The organism is Pseudomonas sp. PSB11 (assembly GCF_014596605.1).
Lineage (GTDB): Bacteria > Pseudomonadota > Gammaproteobacteria > Pseudomonadales > Pseudomonadaceae > Aquipseudomonas > Aquipseudomonas umsongensis.
The window spans coordinates 243,856-261,926 of the sequence record NZ_NOIO01000001.1 but is presented as its reverse complement, the minus strand read 5'-3'; the positions used below and the strand labels follow the sequence as shown (position 1 = coordinate 261,926).

General features: G+C 60.9%; 20 protein-coding genes. 12 read left to right on the top strand and 8 right to left on the bottom strand.

The genetic code is table 11. The features are described from left to right. Positions 1-92: 92 nt before the first annotated feature. Together CGA21_RS01230 and rph are read right to left on the bottom strand one after the other, a co-directional pair. The gene (locus CGA21_RS01230) at positions 93-461 is read right to left on the bottom strand and encodes a DUF4870 domain-containing protein (RefSeq protein WP_188263373.1); all 369 of its coding nucleotides are present in this window, start codon (positions 459-461) and stop codon (positions 93-95) included. Between the two features lie 29 nt (positions 462-490). Beyond that, positions 491-1,213 (bottom strand): ribonuclease PH, encoded by a 723-nt coding sequence (rph, locus tag CGA21_RS01225; RefSeq protein WP_020797907.1) that lies wholly within the window; start codon positions 1,211-1,213, stop codon positions 491-493. 267 nt (positions 1,214-1,480) lie between these two features. On the opposite strand from rph, the gene CGA21_RS01220 reads away from it, so the two are divergent. The 6 genes from CGA21_RS01220 to CGA21_RS01195 all read left to right on the top strand — a co-directional run bounded on the left by CGA21_RS01220 (position 1,481) and on the right by CGA21_RS01195 (position 6,785). Further along, complete coding sequence (locus tag CGA21_RS01220; RefSeq protein ID WP_110748202.1) at positions 1,481-2,344, top strand: YicC/YloC family endoribonuclease; 864 nt, start codon at positions 1,481-1,483, stop codon at positions 2,342-2,344. Positions 2,345-2,354: 10 nt separating this feature from the next. Then, the gene (gene gmk / locus CGA21_RS01215; protein ID WP_008062825.1) at positions 2,355-2,975 is read left to right on the top strand and encodes a guanylate kinase; all 621 of its coding nucleotides are present in this window, start codon (positions 2,355-2,357) and stop codon (positions 2,973-2,975) included. A gap of 167 nt (positions 2,976-3,142) precedes the next feature. Continuing rightward, the gene (gene rpoZ, locus CGA21_RS01210) at positions 3,143-3,406 is read left to right on the top strand and encodes a DNA-directed RNA polymerase subunit omega (RefSeq protein WP_007921129.1); all 264 of its coding nucleotides are present in this window, start codon (positions 3,143-3,145) and stop codon (positions 3,404-3,406) included. A 57-nt stretch (positions 3,407-3,463) separates the two neighbouring features. Further along, on the top strand, positions 3,464-5,569 hold the full coding sequence (spoT, locus tag CGA21_RS01205; protein WP_008062824.1) for a bifunctional GTP diphosphokinase/guanosine-3',5'-bis pyrophosphate 3'-pyrophosphohydrolase: 2,106 nt from the start codon (positions 3,464-3,466) through the stop codon (positions 5,567-5,569). A gap of 27 nt (positions 5,570-5,596) precedes the next feature. Beyond that, the gene (locus CGA21_RS01200) at positions 5,597-5,977 is read left to right on the top strand and encodes a RidA family protein (protein WP_003229509.1); all 381 of its coding nucleotides are present in this window, start codon (positions 5,597-5,599) and stop codon (positions 5,975-5,977) included. 67 nt (positions 5,978-6,044) lie between these two features. After that, positions 6,045-6,785 carry a hypothetical protein gene (locus tag CGA21_RS01195; RefSeq protein WP_188263372.1) on the top strand — a complete coding sequence of 247 codons (741 nt, stop codon included), beginning with the start codon at positions 6,045-6,047 and terminating at the stop codon, positions 6,783-6,785. 127 nt (positions 6,786-6,912) lie between these two features. Here CGA21_RS01195 and CGA21_RS01190 read toward each other — a convergent pair whose 3' ends face one another. Continuing rightward, the gene (locus CGA21_RS01190; protein ID WP_188263371.1) at positions 6,913-7,770 is read right to left on the bottom strand and encodes an SDR family oxidoreductase; all 858 of its coding nucleotides are present in this window, start codon (positions 7,768-7,770) and stop codon (positions 6,913-6,915) included. Positions 7,771-7,960: 190 nt separating this feature from the next. On the opposite strand from CGA21_RS01190, the gene exbB reads away from it, so the two are divergent. The 6 genes from exbB (at position 7,961) to CGA21_RS01160 (ending at position 14,783) form a co-directional block, all read left to right on the top strand. After that, positions 7,961-8,935, top strand: a complete 975-nt coding sequence (gene exbB, locus CGA21_RS01185) for a tonB-system energizer ExbB (protein ID WP_110748211.1) — start codon at positions 7,961-7,963, stop codon at positions 8,933-8,935. Positions 8,936-8,941: 6 nt separating this feature from the next. Beyond that, entirely contained in the window at positions 8,942-9,370 is a 429-nt protein-coding gene (gene exbD, locus CGA21_RS01180) for a TonB system transport protein ExbD (protein WP_008064483.1), read from the top strand. Next, positions 9,367-10,116, top strand: coding sequence for an energy transducer TonB (locus tag CGA21_RS01175; RefSeq protein WP_110748214.1), 750 nt, complete (start codon positions 9,367-9,369; stop codon positions 10,114-10,116). The genes exbD and CGA21_RS01175 overlap by 4 nt, the downstream gene beginning before the upstream one ends. Positions 10,117-10,290: 174 nt before the next feature. Beyond that, on the top strand, positions 10,291-11,220 hold the full coding sequence (locus tag CGA21_RS01170) for a hydrogen peroxide-inducible genes activator (protein WP_008064487.1): 930 nt from the start codon (positions 10,291-10,293) through the stop codon (positions 11,218-11,220). A gap of 8 nt (positions 11,221-11,228) precedes the next feature. After that, positions 11,229-13,304, top strand: a complete 2,076-nt coding sequence (recG, locus tag CGA21_RS01165; RefSeq protein WP_020797915.1) for an ATP-dependent DNA helicase RecG — start codon at positions 11,229-11,231, stop codon at positions 13,302-13,304. Positions 13,305-13,382: 78 nt separating this feature from the next. After that, positions 13,383-14,783, top strand: a complete 1,401-nt coding sequence (locus CGA21_RS01160; RefSeq protein ID WP_188263370.1) for an aminoacyl-tRNA deacylase and HDOD domain-containing protein — start codon at positions 13,383-13,385, stop codon at positions 14,781-14,783. A gap of 99 nt (positions 14,784-14,882) precedes the next feature. On the opposite strand, the gene CGA21_RS01155 is transcribed toward CGA21_RS01160, so the two are convergent. The 5 genes from CGA21_RS01155 to CGA21_RS01135 form a co-directional block, all read right to left on the bottom strand. Continuing rightward, positions 14,883-15,266 carry a helicase gene (locus CGA21_RS01155; RefSeq protein ID WP_110748220.1) on the bottom strand — a complete coding sequence of 128 codons (384 nt, stop codon included), beginning with the start codon at positions 15,264-15,266 and terminating at the stop codon, positions 14,883-14,885. Between the two features lie 148 nt (positions 15,267-15,414). After that, positions 15,415-15,789 carry a DUF6124 family protein gene (locus tag CGA21_RS01150; protein ID WP_188263369.1) on the bottom strand — a complete coding sequence of 125 codons (375 nt, stop codon included), beginning with the start codon at positions 15,787-15,789 and terminating at the stop codon, positions 15,415-15,417. 447 nt (positions 15,790-16,236) lie between these two features. Continuing rightward, complete coding sequence (locus tag CGA21_RS01145; RefSeq protein WP_003213368.1) at positions 16,237-16,512, bottom strand: HU family DNA-binding protein; 276 nt, start codon at positions 16,510-16,512, stop codon at positions 16,237-16,239. 194 nt (positions 16,513-16,706) lie between these two features. Then, positions 16,707-17,855: an NAD(P)/FAD-dependent oxidoreductase gene (locus tag CGA21_RS01140; RefSeq protein ID WP_188263368.1), complete on the bottom strand. Its 1,149-nt coding sequence runs from the start codon at positions 17,853-17,855 to the stop codon at positions 16,707-16,709. A gap of 18 nt (positions 17,856-17,873) precedes the next feature. Next, positions 17,874-18,044 carry a rubredoxin gene (locus tag CGA21_RS01135; protein ID WP_007995385.1) on the bottom strand — a complete coding sequence of 57 codons (171 nt, stop codon included), beginning with the start codon at positions 18,042-18,044 and terminating at the stop codon, positions 17,874-17,876. Positions 18,045-18,071: the final 27 nt, after the last annotated feature.

Genomic DNA, 18,071 nt, shown 5'->3' with positions numbered 1-18,071 from the left:
TCGCGAAGGCGAAGTGTCAGTTAATACAAATGTCGCCTGGCACAATGCTTTCGCGAGCAGGCTCGCTCCCACAAAAAGATCTTCGCTGATCGTTATTTGATCAACCGCCACGTGAACGGATACCGATAGGGCACCCCTTCATTGGCTTTCACACCACCGATGATGGTCAGGACCAGCGCCCCGATCGCCACCAGACCAAACAGGAAAAACCCGATAATCACCAGCATCAGCAGCAGGCAAATGGCGGAAGCAATGGCGACCGTGATCTGAAAGTTCAGCGCCTCCTTGCCCTGCGCGTCGATGAACGGGTCCATCTCGCGCTTCATTTGCCACAGTACCAGCGGGCCGATCAGCGTACCGAATGGGATCCAGATCCCCAGCAAGGCGGACAAGTGACAAAACATAGCCCACTGCCGAACCTCTTTGCTCGGGGTGGGAAGTAGCTGCTGCTCGTCACTCATGGCGCCCTCCTTGCCTACAGGTATCCAGATCAGTCGGCCAGTGCAGCCTTTTGCAGATCAAAGATTTCGTTCATGCCTTTTTTCGCCAGTTCCAGCATGGCGTTCAGCTCTTCAGGCTGGAACGGTGCGCCTTCGGCAGTGCCCTGGACTTCGATGAAGCCGCCAGTGCTGGTCATCACCACGTTCAGGTCGGTCTCGGCCGCCGAATCTTCCAGGTAGTCGAGGTCGAGCACAGGTTCGCCTTGATACATGCCCACCGACACCGCGCCGATCATTTGCTTGAGCGGGTCGCCGCCTTTCAGGCCGCCACGCTTCTTGATCACTTTCAAGGCATCGACCAGGGCAACCATGGCGCCGGTGATGGAGGCGGTGCGTGTGCCACCGTCAGCCTGGATCACGTCGCAGTCAACGTACAGGGTGATGTCGCCCAGCTTGGACATGTCCAGCGCAGCGCGCAGGGAACGGCCGATCAGGCGCTGGATTTCCAGGGTACGCCCGCCTTGCTTGCCGCGGCTGGCTTCACGCTGGTTACGCTCGCCGGTGGCGCGCGGCAGCATGCCGTACTCGGCCGTCAACCAGCCCTGGCCCTGGCCCTTGAGGAACCGAGGCACGCCGTTTTCGACGCTGACGGTGCAGATGACCTTGGTATCACCGAACTCGACCAGTACGGATCCCTCGGCGTGTTTGGTGTAGTTGCGGGTAATGCGGATCGAGCGGAGCTGATCGGCAGCGCGACCACTTGGACGTTTCATAAGGGATACCTGTACGGGGACGGAAAACTGCGGAGCATTATAGAGCCGCCAGCCACGACTGGGCACTTCTAAAAAAATCCTCGGACGAGCGAAGGCTCTGCACAGCCCGCTGCCGACGACCTGCAGGCCTTTGTCACACCGTGTGTTTGGGCGCATCCACGCCACTGCGCTACAATCCTGCGCCTTTGCTGCCAGTCGGCTTAAATTCATTGATATCGGATTGCCGGAACGTCAGTTGCGCGCCGATCTGCATTGCGAGGTACCTCCATGGTGCACAGCATGACCGCCTTCGCCCGCGTCGAGAAAGCCGGGGGCCAGGGTACCCTGAGCTGGGAGCTGCGTTCGGTCAACAGCCGCTACCTGGAACCCCACTTGCGCCTGCCTGAGTCCTTCCGCGACCTCGAAGGCGCCGTACGCGAAGCGCTGCGCCAGGCTGTCTCGCGAGGCAAGCTCGAATGCACCCTGCGCTTCACCGAGGAAAGTACCGGTAAACCGCTGCAGGTGGACCAGGCACGCGCAGCACAACTGGTTGCGGCCGCCGAGACCATTGCCAGCCTGATCAAGAATCCGGCTGCGCTCAACCCACTCGAAGTGCTGGCCTGGCCCGGCGTATTGGTGGGCGACGCGACCGACCCGCAAGCGCTGAACGCCGAGGCACTGGCACTGTTCAACCAGGGCCTCAAAGAGCTCAAGGCCGGCCGCGAGCGCGAAGGCGCGGAGCTGGCGCGGCTGATCAACGATCGCCTGACGTCCATTGAAGAAGACGTGGTGACCCTGCGCGAACTGGTTCCGCAGATGCTCGCCACCCAGCGCCAGAAAGTGCTCGACCGCTTTGCCGACATGAAGGCCGAGATGGACCCGCAGCGCCTGGAGCAGGAAATGGTCATGCTCGCGCAAAAAAGCGACGTCGCCGAAGAACTGGATCGCCTGAGCACTCACATCATCGAAGTTCGCCGGGTGCTCAAGTCCGGCGGCGCCGCCGGTCGGCGCCTGGACTTCCTGATGCAGGAACTCAACCGCGAAGCCAACACACTGGGCTCCAAAGCCTTCGACCCGCGCAGCACCCAGGCTGCGGTCAACCTCAAGGTGTTGATCGAGCAGATGCGCGAACAAGTGCAGAATATTGAGTAAGGCAAACCCCATGACCCACAGCACCGGCACCCTCTACATCATTTCCGCGCCTTCGGGCGCCGGCAAGACCAGCCTGGTCAAGGCCTTGATCGACGCCCAGCCGCAGATCCAGGTTTCCGTTTCCCACACCACCCGCGCGATGCGTCCGGGTGAAGTGGACGGCGTGAACTACAACTTTGTCTCGCGCGAAGAGTTCGTGAAGATGATCGAGCACGGCGATTTCCTTGAGCGCGCCGAGGTGTTCGGCAATCTCTACGGCACCTCGCAGAGCCACCTGCAGCAGACGCTGGACGAAGGCCACGACCTGATCCTGGAAATCGACTGGCAAGGCGCCGAGCAGGTGCGCAAGCTGATGCCCCAGGCGCGCTCGATCTTCATCCTGCCGCCGAGCCAGGAAGCCCTGCGCCAGCGCCTGGACAACCGCGGTCAGGACAGCAACGAGATCATCGAAGGCCGCATGCGCGAAGCCGTCAGCGAAATGAGCCACTACGTCGACTACGACTACCTGATCATCAACGACGATTTCGCCCACGCACTGGACGACCTGAAGGCGATTTTCCGCGCCAATCAGCTGCAACAAAAACGCCAGCAGCAACGTTTTGGCAAATTACTGGCTGAATTACTCGGCTAAAGAGCTCTTCCCAAAACAGCTGCAAGGGCTTTACATTGGCACTTGCAGCGCGTTGAAGAGCTTGGTCAAAAAATCAGCGCTTCCCTAATCGCTGGTGATTTTTTAAACTGTTGAGTCCGCTCGCCCATCCGGGCAGCGCGCATATTGCATTTGCTACGAGGAAGACCATGGCCCGCGTAACCGTTGAAGACTGCCTAGAACACGTGGATAACCGCTTTGAGCTGGTCATGCTCTCTACCAAGCGTGCCCGTCAACTGGCCACCGGCGGCAAAGAGCCGAAAGTAGCATGGGAAAACGACAAGCCTACCGTCGTCGCCCTGCGTGAAATCGCTGAAGGCCTGATCGACTACGCAGCTATCGCCGAAGCCGAAATCGTTGAAGATGAACCGCTTTTCGCTGCATTCGAGGACGAGTCCAACGAGGCCGTCTAAGCCTATGCCTGGTCGACGTAGCACGGCGCGGGAACACAGCTTGCGGCAGGAGTCATCATGCCGAGCATAGACGCCCTCGCCGATCGCTTATCGACCTACCTCGGCAAAGACCAGGTCAACCTGGTCCGCCGAGCGTATTTCTACGCCGAACAAGCCCACGACGGCCAACGCCGCCGTAGCGGTGAGGCGTACGTCACGCACCCACTTGCGGTGGCGAATATTCTTGCCGACATGCACATGGACCATCAGAGCCTGATGGCGGCCATGCTGCATGACGTGATCGAAGACACCGGCATTGCCAAGGAAGCGCTGCAAGCGCAATTTGGCGAAACCGTGGCCGAACTGGTCGACGGGGTCAGCAAACTGACCCAGATGAACTTCGAGACCAAGGCCGAAGCCCAGGCTGAAAACTTCCAGAAAATGGCCATGGCCATGGCGCGCGACATTCGCGTGATCCTGGTCAAGCTGGCCGACCGCCTGCACAACATGCGCACGCTGGAAGTGCTGTCCGGCGAAAAGCGCCGGCGCATCGCCAAGGAAACCCTGGAAATCTATGCGCCCATCGCCAACCGGCTGGGCATGCACGCCATCCGCATAGAATTCGAAGACCTCGGCTTCAAGGCCATGCACCCGATGCGTTCCGCGCGAATCTACCAGGCGGTCAAGCGCGCCCGGGGCAACCGCAAGGAAATCGTCAACAAGATCGAAGAATCCCTGAGCCACTGCCTGGCCATCGATGGCATCCAGGGCGAGGTCAGCGGGCGCCAGAAACACCTCTACGGCATTTACAAGAAGATGCGCGGCAAGCGTCGGGCCTTCAACGAGATCATGGATGTATATGCATTCCGGATCATCGTCGACAAGGTCGATACCTGCTACCGCGTGCTGGGTGCTGTTCATAATTTGTACAAACCGTTGCCGGGGCGCTTCAAGGATTACATCGCGATCCCCAAGGCCAACGGCTATCAGTCGCTGCACACCACGCTGTTCGGCATGCACGGTGTTCCGATCGAGATCCAGATCCGCACCCGTGAAATGGAAGAGATGGCCAACAACGGCATCGCCGCCCATTGGCTGTACAAATCCAGCGGCGACGAGCAGCCAAAAGGCACGCACGCACGCGCCCGCCAGTGGGTCAAGGGCGTGCTGGAAATGCAGCAACGGGCCGGCAACTCGCTGGAATTCATCGAAAGCGTGAAGATCGACCTGTTCCCGGACGAGGTCTACGTGTTCACGCCAAAAGGCCGGATCATGGAGCTGCCCAAGGGCTCTACGGCGGTCGACTTCGCCTACGCGGTGCACACCGATGTCGGCAACAGCTGCATTGCCTGCCGGATCAACCGTCGCCTCGCGCCGCTGTCCGAACCGTTGCAAAGCGGTTCCACGGTCGAGATCGTCAGCGCTCCCGGCGCACGGCCGAACCCGGCGTGGCTCAACTTCGTAGTCACCGGCAAGGCGCGCACCCATATTCGCCATGCGCTGAAACTGCAGCGCCGCTCCGAGTCCATCAGCTTGGGCGAACGCCTGCTGAACAAGGTGCTCAACGGCTTCGACAGCTCGCTGGAAAAAATCCCGGCCGAGCGCGTGAAAGCCATGCTTGCCGAGTACCGCCTCGAACTGATCGAAGACTTGCTTGAAGACATCGGCCTGGGCAATCGCATGGCCTACGTTGTCGCCCGACGCCTGCTTGGCGAAGGCGAGCAGTTACCCAGCCCTGAAGGTCCGCTGGCGATCCGCGGCACCGAAGGTCTGGTCCTCAGCTACGCCAAGTGCTGCACACCGATTCCGGGCGACCCGATTGTCGGTCACCTGTCCGCGGGCAAGGGCATGGTCGTGCACCTGGACAACTGCCGCAACATCAGCGAAATCCGCCACAACCCGGAAAAATGCATCCAGCTCTCGTGGGCCAAGGATGTCACCGGCGAATTCAACGTCGAACTGCGCGTTGAGCTGGAACACCAGCGCGGCCTGATCGCCCTGCTGGCCAGCAGCGTCAACGCGGCCGACGGCAACATCGAAAAAATCAGCATGGATGAACGCGATGGTCGCATCAGCGTGGTCCAACTGGTGGTCAGCGTGCACGACCGCGTGCACCTGGCCCGTGTGATCAAGAAACTGCGCGCCCTGACCGGGGTGATCCGCATCACCCGCATGCGCGCGTAGCCACCCATCCATTACAAGGAGTCATTCATGACCAAGACTGTTATCACCAGCGACAAGGCCCCGGCTGCCATCGGTACTTACTCCCAGGCGATCAAGGCTGGCAACACCGTCTACATGTCGGGCCAGATCCCTCTGGACCCAAAAACCATGGAACTGGTCGAAGGCTTCGAAGCCCAGACCGTCCAGGTGTTCGAGAACCTCAAGGCCGTGGCCGAAGCCGCCGGTGGTTCGTTCAAGGACATCGTCAAACTGAACATCTTCCTCACCGACCTGAGCCATTTCGCCAAGGTCAACGAGATCATGGGCAAATACTTCGACCAGCCTTACCCAGCACGCGCCGCCATTGGCGTTGCGGCCCTGCCAAAGGGTTCGCAGGTTGAAATGGATGCCATCCTGGTCATCGAGTAATGCGTCTGGCGCAGCCCATGGCTGCGCCGACCGCTCTGCAGTAAAGAAAGTCTGAAAGGATTCCACCATGCGCAAAGCGCTTGTTCTCTCGCTGCTCGCCCTGTTTTTGGGCGGTTGTGCCAGCAACCCTGCCGACCGTGATATCAGCGGCACCTGGATCAACCAGACGGCGATCGATGCTGCAGCCAAAGGCGGCCCCCTGCGTGAAGCCCTCCAGGCCTATGGTCCGAACCTGGAGTGGGACGTCAACACCAAGGCCAGCCAGGCCCGCTACACCAATGGTTTTGAAAATGTCGAAGGCAAGTTGCTGGGCGAACAGTCCGGCGCCTGGAAAGTCGACTTTTATGGCAGCTCTGCCAGCGAGCTCAAGCGTGACGGCAAGCAACTGAGCCAGGCCGCCAGCGACAACGAACCCGAGCAGGTCTTCGACCGCGCACTGATCCCGGTTCCGGATGGCGCACCGATGGGTGCCAGTTTCGAACGCGCGCTGTACTCGGCGTACATGGGCGGCAGCTGGAAGGTCGTTAGCGGCCCCGGCGAAGGCAATAGCGTGCAGTTCCAGGCCGACGGCCAGGTCATCGGCCTGCCGGAAGCCGATCGTTATGCCCTGTGCCTGGCGGGTGATTGTGCATCGATGAGCGGTGGCAATGACAACATGTGGTTGCAGCTCAACGGACAAGGAAGCCCCTGGATCTTTGCACGCAAAGGCAAGGAACTGGAAATTTTCCAGGCGGTGAATACCGCCCAGGCAGACGAAATGCCCCAGTACACACCGGGCAATCGCAAGTGGCTGCTCGAGAAGCAGTGACCTACGCATGACCAATGTGGGAGCGGGCTTGCTCGCGAAAGCGATGTATCAGTCGACATCAACGTTGAATGATAAATAGCCTTCGCGAGCAAGCCCGCTCCCACATTTGGTTTGTGGTGTCTTGAAGTCAGCAACGCCCTTCAATGATCGCCGCATAACCCTGGCGAAAACTCGGATACTTCGGCGTCCAACCCAACGCCTTCGCCCGCGCATTGCTGCAACGCTTGCTCCCGGTGCGGCGCACAGTGGCGTCCTCCGCCCATTCGGTCACACCCATGTACTCGCGCAACCAGCCCACCACATCCGCAAGCGCGGCGGGTTCGTCATCAACACCTATATATACATCGTCCAGTGCCACGCCACGCCGGTCCGCTTCGAGTAGACAGGCCATCAAGCCGGCGGCGTCATCGGCATGAATTCGATTGGCGTACAGCGGCGGATCGATCGCCACGCGATACCCGCGGCGAACCTGAGTCAGCAACCATTCACGACCCGGGCCGTAGATACCGGTCAAACGCACGATACTGGCCGGGATGCCGCTATTGAGAGCAATCTGCTCCGCTTCAAGCATCACACGCCCTGAATAACCCGCCGCCACGGCTGGCGAAGTCTCATCAATCCACTCGCCCTGCTGCTGGCCGTAGACACTACTACTGGAAACGAACAACAAGCGATTGGGCACCTGACCATAGTCGTCCAGCCACTCCAGCACATGCTGCAAGCCCTGGACATAAGCGGCCCGATAACCCGCTTCATCGTGATCGGTGGCGGCCGCGCAGTACACCACGTAATCCACCGCACCGACCGGCCAGGTTGCCGGGCAGTCCTTGTTGAACAGGTCGCCGGCCACTCCGACAACCCCTTCGGGCAGGCGTGAAACGTCACGGCGCAGGCCATGGACTTCCCACCCGCCAGCCAACAACTGCGTGGCCAGGCGACTGCCGACATCACCGCAACCGGCGATCAAAACAGAGGGTGCGGACATCAGAAAACTCTCCTTGAAAATGGACAAACCAGCGCTGGCAATGGACGAGCGGCTAGCAATGCAGGAAAAAAAGAGACGCTATTACTTCTGTTAACAAGAATTACTTGCAATAATGCGGACCACTTTTGTTCTCGGCCTTACGAGGCCTGGAAGAACATTAACCGTCTTTTTCCTTCAGGTCCGGCCCAGCATGACACGTATTCAACTCTCCGCTTCGCCAACCAAACGACCTCGCGCCTGGAGCGCGGTGGCCGCCCTGCTACTCAGCCTGATGCTGGCGCCAACCGCCGCCTTTGCTGACGCACAAGCCCCCGCCACCCCGACTGCCGCCGTCGCACCTGCCCAGGCCGACCACACCACCCCGGCAGCCACGCCGACCGCGAACAATCCTGCCCAGGCAGTACCGGCAGACGCGATGGGTGAAGACGCTCCCGAAGTCCTCGAGGCCGACAACACCCTGGGCATGGCCCATGACCTGTCGCCGTGGGGCATGTACCAAAACGCCGACATCATCGTGAAAATCGTGATGATCGGCCTGGCCATCGCCTCGATCATCACCTGGACCATCTGGATCGCCAAGGGTCTTGAGTTGATGGGCGCCAAGCGTCGTCTGCGCGGTGAAATCGCCCAGCTGAAAAAGTCCGCCTCCCTCAAGGAAGCCAGCGCCACTGCGGCGAAGGCAGGCACCCTGGCCAACCTGCTGGTCCATGATGCCCTCGAAGAGATGCGCCTGTCGGTCAACAGCCGTGAAAAAGAAGGCATCAAGGAGCGCGTCAGCTTCCGTCTTGAGCGCCTGGTAGCGGCTTGCGGTCGCAACATGAGCAGCGGCACCGGCGTGCTTGCCACCATCGGTTCCACTGCGCCGTTCGTCGGCCTGTTCGGTACCGTATGGGGCATCATGAACAGCTTCATCGGCATCGCCAAGACCCAGACCACCAACCTCGCCGTCGTCGCCCCCGGCATCGCCGAAGCCCTCTTGGCCACGGCTCTGGGCCTGGTGGCAGCGATCCCTGCGGTGGTGATCTACAACGTGTTCGCCCGCTCCATCGCCGGTTACAAAGCGCAGGTCTCCGACGCGTCGGCAGAGGTCCTGCTGCTGGTCAGCCGCGACCTCGACCACCAGCCTGAGCGCAGCTCACATCCGCACATGGTGAAAGTGGGGTAATCGGCCATGGGCCTGCATTTGAAAGAAGGGGCAGACGACGATCTGTCCGAAAACCACGAAATCAACGTCACGCCGTTCATCGACGTGATGTTGGTGCTGCTGATCATCTTCATGGTGGCGGCCCCGCTGGCTACCGTAGACATCAAGGTCGACCTGCCCGCGTCCACCGCCAAGCCCGCGCCACGGCCGGAGAAACCGGTGTTCCTCAGCGTCAAGGCTGACCAGCGCCTGTTCCTCGGCGAAGACGAAGTGAAGGCCGAAGCACTTGGCGCCACGCTCGACGCCAGGACCCAGGGCAAGAAAGACACAACGATCTTCTTCCAGGCCGATAAAGGTGTGGATTACGGCGACCTGATGAGCGTGATGGACAATCTGCGCGCCGCCGGTTACCTGAAGGTGGGCCTGGTCGGACTCGAGACGGCAGCCAAGAAATGATCAATACGCGCCATAAGCTGACGCGTTACAGCGGTAGCCTGGCCATCGTGCTGGGCGTTCACGCGCTGGCCATCGCGCTGGCCGTGAACTGGACTGCCCACCCACCCATCGAATTGCCACCTCAGGCAATGATGGTCGAACTGGCACCGCTTCCCGCCCCGCCACCGCCTGCACCGCCGAAGGTCGTCACGCCACCGCAGCCGCCCACTCCGGTTGAAGAACTGCCGATACCCAAGCTTGCCGAAGCGCCGAAGGCCGAGATTGCCGTGCCCAAGCCGGTAAAACCCAAGCCGAAGCCTCAGCCGCCCAAACCGGTAGAGAAGAAGCCTGATCCGCCAAAGGAAAAGCCGTCGGAAGAGAAACCCGCCGACACGCAGCCGACCCAGGCGCCGACGGAGAAGTCCGCCCAGCCCGCACCAGGCCCTTCAGCGGCTCAAGTCGCGGCCAAGGCGAGTTGGCAAGGCGCATTGCTGGCGCACCTGCAAAAGTACAAGAAGTACCCCGCCAGTGCACAGGCACGGGGCAAGGAAGGCATGAACCGTCTGCGTTTCGTGGTCGACGGCGAAGGCAACGTCCTGTCTTTCGAGCTGGTAGGCGCTTCGGGCACAGCCGATCTGGACCGGGCGACCCTCGACATGATCCGCCGTGCCCAACCGCTGCCCAAGCCGCCGGCCGACATGCTGACCAATGGCTCCATCGAAATCGTTGCACCCTTTGTGTACTCGATCGACAAGCGCCGACGCTGATCACATCGGCCATCCAGGCCCCTGGCTCTGCAAAAGGCACCGATAAGGTGCCTTTTGCATATCTGGATACGGCAAACCGGTATTGCCCTGTGTTACACGCCACATACCTTCTGATAACGTGCGTCTATCGATTGCAGCCGGTATGCTTGGCTCGCAACTTCATGGACGCTTGCTATGACCCTCACAGAATTACGCTACATCGTTACCCTCGCCCAAGAACAACACTTCGGCCATGCCGCCGAGCGTTGTCACGTCAGCCAACCAACCCTGTCGGTGGGCGTGAAAAAGCTTGAAGACGAACTCGGTGTGCTGATTTTTGAGCGCAGCAAAAGCGCCGTGCGCTTGACCCCGGTTGGCGAAGGCATCGTCGCCCAGGCGCAAAAAGTACTCGAACAGGCCCAAGGCATTCGCGAACTGGCCCAGGCTGGCAAGAACCAGCTGACCGCGCCACTCAAGGTCGGCGCGATCTATACCGTCGGCCCGTACCTGTTTCCGCACCTGATTCCACAACTGCACCGGGTTGCCCCGCAGATGCCGTTGTACATCGAGGAAAACTTCACCCACGTGCTGCGCGACAAACTGCGCAATGGCGAACTCGACGCGATCATCATCGCCCTGCCGTTCAACGAAGCCGACGTGCTGACCTTGCAGCTCTATGACGAGCCGTTCTATGTCCTGATGCCGGCTCAGCACCCATGGACGCAGAAAGAATCCATCGACGCCAACCTGCTCAACGACAAGAGCCTGCTGCTGCTCGGCGAAGGGCATTGCTTCCGCGACCAGGTACTCGAAGCCTGCCCGACACTGGCCAAGGGCAACGACGGCGCCAAGCACACCACGGTGGAGTCCAGTTCTCTGGAAACCATCCGCCACATGGTGGCCTCCGGCCTCGGCATTTCGATCCTGCCGCTGTCGGCAGTTGATAGCCATCACTACGCCCCTGGCGTGATCGAGGTTCGACCGCTGTCGGCACCCGTGCCATTCCGCACCGTCGCCATCGCCTGGCGTGCAAGCTTCCCGCGTCCGAAGGCCATTGAAATCCTCGCTGACTCCATTCGCCTGTGCTCGGTGGCCAAGCCCGCCGCACCGGTAACGGCCGGTTAAGCCACGCCATGACCGAGTTGTCGCAAGTGTCGGTGACGGCACTCAAGGGTGTCGGCGAAGCCATGGCCGAAAAACTGGCCAAGGTCGGCCTGGAGAATCTCCAGGACGTTCTGTTTCATTTGCCATTGCGTTACCAGGATCGCACTCGCGTGGTGCCGATCGGCGCACTGCGTCCCGGACAGGACGCCGTCGTCGAAGGCACCGTCAGCGGCGCAGACGTGGTCATGGGCCGGCGCCGCAGCCTTGTCGTGCGCATGCAGGACGGCACCGGCGGCCTGAGCCTGCGCTTCTATCATTTCAGCAATGCACAGAAAGAAGGTCTCAAGCGCGGCACGCGGATTCGCTGCTACGGCGAAGTGCGGCCCGGCGCGTCGGGGCTGGAAATCTACCACCCGGAGTACCGCGCCATCACCGGCGACGAACCACCGCCCGTGGACGAAACCCTGACCCCGGTGTACCCGCTCACCGAAGGCCTGACCCAACAGCGTCTTCGGCAGCTGTGCATGCAAACCCTGACGTTGCTCGGCCCCAGCAGCCTGCCCGACTGGCTGCCGAAGGAACTGGCCCGCGACTACCAATTGGCGCCGCTGGCCGATGCGATCCGCTACCTGCATAACCCGCCTGCCGATGCCGATGTCGACGAACTCGCCTTGGGTCATCACTGGGCCCAGCACCGCCTGGCCTTCGAAGAGCTGCTGACCCATCAACTGTCCCAGCAGCGCCTGCGCGAGAGCATGCGTGCCCTGCGCGCGCCAGCGATGCCGAAAGCCACTAAGCTGCCCGGTCAATATTTAGCCAACCTCGGGTTCACCCCGACGGGGGCGCAGCAACGGGTCGGCAACGAAATCGCCTACGACCTCAGCCAGCACGAACCCATGCTGCGACTGATTCAGGGCGACGTCGGCGCAGGCAAGACCGTGGTCGCCGCGTTGGCTGCACTCCAGGCGCTGGAAGCCGGTTATCAAGTCGCCCTGATGGCGCCCACCGAAATCCTTGCCGAGCAGCACTTCATCACCTTCAAGCGCTGGCTCGAACCGTTGGGTATCGAAGTCGCGTGGCTCGCCGGCAAGCTCAAGGGCAAGAACCGTGTCGCCGCGCTTGAGCAGATCGCGGGCGGAGCGCCGATGGTGGTCGGCACCCACGCGCTGTTCCAGGACGAGGTACAGTTCAAGAATCTCGCGCTGGCGATCATCGACGAACAGCACCGCTTTGGCGTACAGCAGCGCCTGGCGCTGCGGCAGAAAGGCGTCGGCGGGCGGATGTGTCCGCACCAACTCATCATGACCGCCACGCCGATCCCCCGGACGTTGGCCATGAGCGCCTACGCCGACCTCGACACCTCGATCCTCGACGAACTGCCCCCGGGCCGTACCCCGGTGAACACGGTGCTGGTCACTGACACCCGGCGCGTCGAGGTGATCGAACGAGTGCGGGGTGCTTGTGCCGAGGGGCGTCAGGCCTATTGGGTGTGCACGCTGATCGAAGAATCGGAAGAGCTGACCTGCCAGGCCGCCGAAACTACGCACGAAGACCTCACCGCCGCCCTCGGCGAATTGAAAGTCGGCTTGATCCATGGGCGCATGAAGCCTGCCGAAAAAGCGGCGGTGATGGCCGAGTTCAAGGCCGGCAACCTGCAACTGCTGGTCGCCACCACAGTCATCGAAGTCGGCGTGGACGTACCCAACGCCAGCCTGATGATCATCGAAAACCCCGAGCGCCTGGGCCTGGCGCAACTGCACCAGTTGCGCGGCCGCGTGGGGCGGGGCAGCGCGGTCAGCCATTGCGTGCTGCTTTATCATCCACCGTTGTCCCAGATCGGACGTCAGCGACTGGGTATCATGCGCGAAACCAACGACGGTTTCGTGATTGCCGAAAAAGACCTCGAACTGCGCGGCCCGGGCGAAATGCTCGGCACGCGGCAAACCGGCCTGCTCCAATTCAAGGTCGCCGACCTGATGCGCGATGCCGACCTGCTGCCTGCCGTACGCGACGCCGCCCAGGCCCTGCTGGAACGCTGGCCTGACCATGTCAGCCCGTTACTCGACCGCTGGTTGCGCCATGGGCAGCAATACGGGCAAGTGTGAGCAGTGTCTCAGTTTCCAGGCGATGGCTTTGAACAAGCTGGTTATACTCCTGAAATTGTTTTGGAACGGATACAGACCATGACCGAAGTTGCCCTCGCACCTGCTGCCCCGCACGCTCCGTCGGTCATTCGGCTGCTGCTGGACAAAATGGGCATTTCCTTCGAAGAGGTGCTCGACCATCACGGCCTGAAGGCTGCGCGCAAAGTCCAGGCCGTGCTGCTCGATGACAGTGTCGGGGCGCTGATGGTGCTGTATCCGCAGAGTCAATTGCTGGACCTCAATCGCCTGACCGAACTCACAGGCCGGCGCCTCACAGCCGTGTCGACCGAGCGCCTGCAGAAAATGCTCGGCAAACACAGCCTGAGCCTGCTGCCGGGCCTGCCATCGCTGACCAGTTCGCCCTGCCTGTATGAAGAAAGCCTGTTGCGTGAACCCATGGTGCTGGTCAATTCGGGGGAGCCGGGCGTGCTGCTAGAGATCACCAGCGAAGCCTTCAGGTCCATGCTGACCAAGGCCAGCGCCGCCAACTTCGGCGAGAACCTGAGCAGCATCCGCCCCAACCTCGATCGCCCTGACGATGACCGCGATGAGATCTCCCAAGCCGTCCAAGCGTTCACCGCGCGACGCATCCAGCAACGACTGGAAGCGACCATCGAGATCCCACCGCTGGCCGAAACGGCGCAGAAGATCATCAAGCTGCGCGTCGACCCTAACGCCACTATCGACGACATTACCGGCGTGGTCGAAACCGACCCGGCCCTTGCCGCACAAGTGGTCAGCTGGGCCGCATCGCCGTACTACGCCTCACCGGGCAAGATTCGTTCGGTAGAAGACGCGATCGTCCGGGTACTGGGTTTCGACCTGGTGATCAACCTGGCGCTGGGCCTGGCCCTGGGCAAAACCTTGAGCCTGCCCAAGGACCGCCCGCAACACAGCACTCCGTACTGGCAGCAATCGATCTACACGGCCGCGGTTATCGAAGGCCTGACCCGGGCCATGCCCCGCACCCAGCGCCCGGAAGCGGGCTTGACCTACCTGGCGGGCCTGCTGCACAACTTCGGCTACCTGCTGCTGGCCCACGTGTTCCCGCCGCACTTCTCGCTGATCTGCCGTCACATGGAGGTCAACCCACACCTGTGCCACAGCTACATCGAGCAACACCTGCTCGGCATCAGCCGCGAACAGATCGGCTCATGGCTAATGCGCTACTGGGACATGCCGGAAGAACTCACCACCGCGCTACGCTTCCAGCACGACCCAGGCTACGACGGCACCTACGCCGAATACCCGAACCTGGTTTGCCTGGCCGTACGCCTGCTGCGCAGCCGGGGCATTGGTTCGGGACCGGACGAAGATATCCCGGACGCCCTGCTCGATCGCCTCGGTCTGAGCCGTGCCAAAGCAGAAGACGTCGTCAGCAAAGTGCTTGAGGCTGAAGTGTTACTGCGCGAACTGGCTTCGCAGTTCAGCCAAGCTTAAAAGCTTCGCGAGCAGGCTCGCTCCCTCAGGGATTTAGGTGATCCCCCTGTGGGAGCGAGCCTGCTCGCGAAGAACCCAACTCGGTCCAACTGAAAAATCTCAAGCCTTAGGCTTAGCCTTCTTCGGCTTCAAATACTTGGTCAGCCCCTGGAACCAGATCACCAGCGCCGGGTTGCCCTTGATCTGAATCGACTTGTCCTGAATACCCGTCATGAACGCCAACTGCTTGTTCTTGGCCTGCATCGTGGCAAAGCCGTAAGCGGCGTCCTTGAAGGCGATTGCAAATGCCGGCTCGGCATACACACCCGCCTTGCTGGTAATGCGCTGGCCCTTCACCCGAAAGTGTCGCGCTACTTTCCCGTCCAGGGTCTGCAGTTGAAACACCAGTTCTTTATCACCCAGCTGCTGCTGAAACGCTGGATTGGTCCGACTGGCCTTACCCATCAACAATCCCAGCATCCACAGCAGAAAACGAAATTTCATGCGCAAGCCTCAGAAGAAAAATGAACGGCCGACGCAGTGTAGCGATTAAATTCCAGAACGCCACCTTCCAGTTACGTTTGGAGGAGATGCCAGGTTTTTTGACGGTGATGACTACCAAGTCACTGACAAAAGCCTGCCTTTTCTGGACTCAGACAGGGTGTGGCGGGGCGACGTTATCCAGCACTCGATTTACCGCCAGCTCACCGAGCATGATCACCTGCTGAAGCGCCAGCATCGTACTGCGGTGCGCCCCCTCGAGCATTGTGGCGATTTCACTCGCCATCACGCTGGCTGACGCCAACGACTCACAGGCGTGGGCTAATAGCGTCTCGTTGTCGATGTCAGGCGCCACGACAAAGATCGTGCCGGGTGGATGAGCCCCGGCCATGGTCAAGGCATTGGGTTTCAGGTAATGGTCCAGGGCGCGGGTGGCGGCATGGTGCAACTTTCTTGAAGTCGCGGACATGTACGGGGTAGTGCTGACGCTTTCTAATCCGGCGGGTAATTCTTTGACCTTGGGCATGGTGCAACTCCGAGGAATATTGGGAGTGACCAAACTAACCGCCGCGCTTCCGACGGCCAACCTTAAAAAAGCGTCGGATGCTTCCTCAATTTTGCAAGGGAATTAACCATTTTCCAGCCGCGTTTAACAATTTAAAACCCGCTGTTTGGTGATATGGCGCCTTGGCCATCAACACAACGGTAACCGATGAAATCCCCCCTGCGCCGATCCTGCACCTGAGGAAACACACTCCTGTAGGAATTGCTGAAGGCTGCGATCTTTTGATAGTTCCCCTGCAAACCCGTCGGAAATTTCCTTCAAAACACTGGGACGCACCGCTATCGCCAGCAAGCGGGCTCCTACAACGCAATGCGCGACCCTCGCGCTCCATAAAAAAATGGGCACCCAATCTCGTTGGCGTGCCCATTCTTCAGTCCGCTCCCCCGCACTGCAGGTTCGCGAAACAGATTACGGATTAACACTGTCCTTCAACGATTTACCCGGCTTGAATGCAACAGTGTTGCTGGCCTTGATCTTGACCGGCTCACCGGTTTGCGGGTTTTTACCGGTGCGGGCACCGCGGTGGCGTTGCAGGAAGGTGCCGAAACCTACCAGCGTCACGCTGTCTTTGCGGTGCAAGGCGCCGGTGATTTCTTCGAGAACGGCGTTGAGGACGCGGTTGGCCTGCTCTTTGGTGAGATCTGCTTTTTCAGCGATGGCTGCGGCGAGTTCTGGTTTACGCATATTAGTGAAGCCCCTTTGACGGTTTTTTGTTGTTATGTCCGTGCCGCCCTCTGTGGAGCAGCGCCCAAAGCGCCGCAGGTGCTCTACTCTGCGGCAGACGGGAGTGAGGATGGCACGCAGTGAGGAGCCGCGCCAGTGTCGGCGCGGCCAATGTACGGGCAAAATGGGGGTGATTCCGACAGAACGACCGGTATTTACGCCAGCAGTGCCGGAAGCTCTTTGTTGAGGGCCAGCTTTTCCATCACGGCTGCGCCTGTGAGGGCATAACCGAGCAGTTTGCCGTGGGTATCGCGGCATAAAACCTTGATGTCGGCGCCCTGCCCTTCGACGGTCCAGACGCCCTCCGTACCCCGTGGCGGCGGGGATACCACCAATGGGCACACCGGGGTTTTGACAGTGATCGGCATCGGGCCGTAGTTAACCACCGTCGGGTTGCCGGCAAGGGTCTGTGCCAGCGCTCTCGCACAACTCATCAGGGGCATCACGTACAACAGATTCAGCCCATCGACCTCGGCACAGTCACCCAGGGCGTAGATGTTGGCATGGGACGTTTGCAGGTGTCGGTCGACCACTACGCCGCGATTGACCTGCAGGCCTGCAGCGGCGGCCAGGTCGATGCGCGGACGCAGGCCAATGGCTGACACCACCACGTCGCACGGTATGGCCTGACCATCGGAAAGATGGGCTTCCAGGCCGTCAGCAACCCGCTGCAGGCGATTGAGCACCGGCCCGAGATGAAAGCGTGCACCCAGGCTTTCCAGCCCGGCCTGAACCGCTGCGGCCGCTGCCGGGTGCAACAGGGTCGGCATGACCTGCTCGCACGGTGCAACCAGCTGCACCTCGTAGCCGCCCAGGGTCAGGTCGTTGGCGAACTCGCAACCGATCAGGCCGGCGCCCAGCAACAACACCCGCCGCTTGCCGGCCGCAGCCGCACGAAAGCGCGCGTAGTCTTCCAGGTCGTTGATCGGGAACACGCAATCACCTGCATCACCTTCGATGGGTACGCGCACGGTTTCGGCCCCCCACGCCAACACCAGGTCACGGTAGATCACCGCTTCCTCGCCGATCCACAGGCGCTTGTGGCCCGGGTCGATGCCACTGATGCGGGTATGGGTGCGCACTTCGGCTTTCAACTGCTCGGCCATCGCGCCCGGTTCGGCCATGCTCAGGCCGTCGGCATCCTTGTTTTTGCCAAAACCGGTGGAGAGCATCGGTTTGGAGTAGGAGCGCCCATCGTCGGCGGTAATCAGCAGGAGCGGGGTGTCGCTGTCGAGCTTGCGAAACTCGCGAGCGACGTTGTAGCCAGCCAGCCCGGTACCAACGATTACGACAGGTGCGTTCATTCCTTACTCCTCAGTTATTCAGGCGGCGATTTCGATCATTTCGAAATCCATTTTGCCCACACCGCAGTCCGGGCACAGCCAATCTGCCGGCACGTCTTCCCAACGGGTGCCCGGCGCGATGCCGTCATCGGGCCAACCGTCGGCTTCGTTATAAATCAGGCCGCAGACGATACATTGCCACTTTTTCATTCAGGTATTTCCTCGGGATTCAGGCTA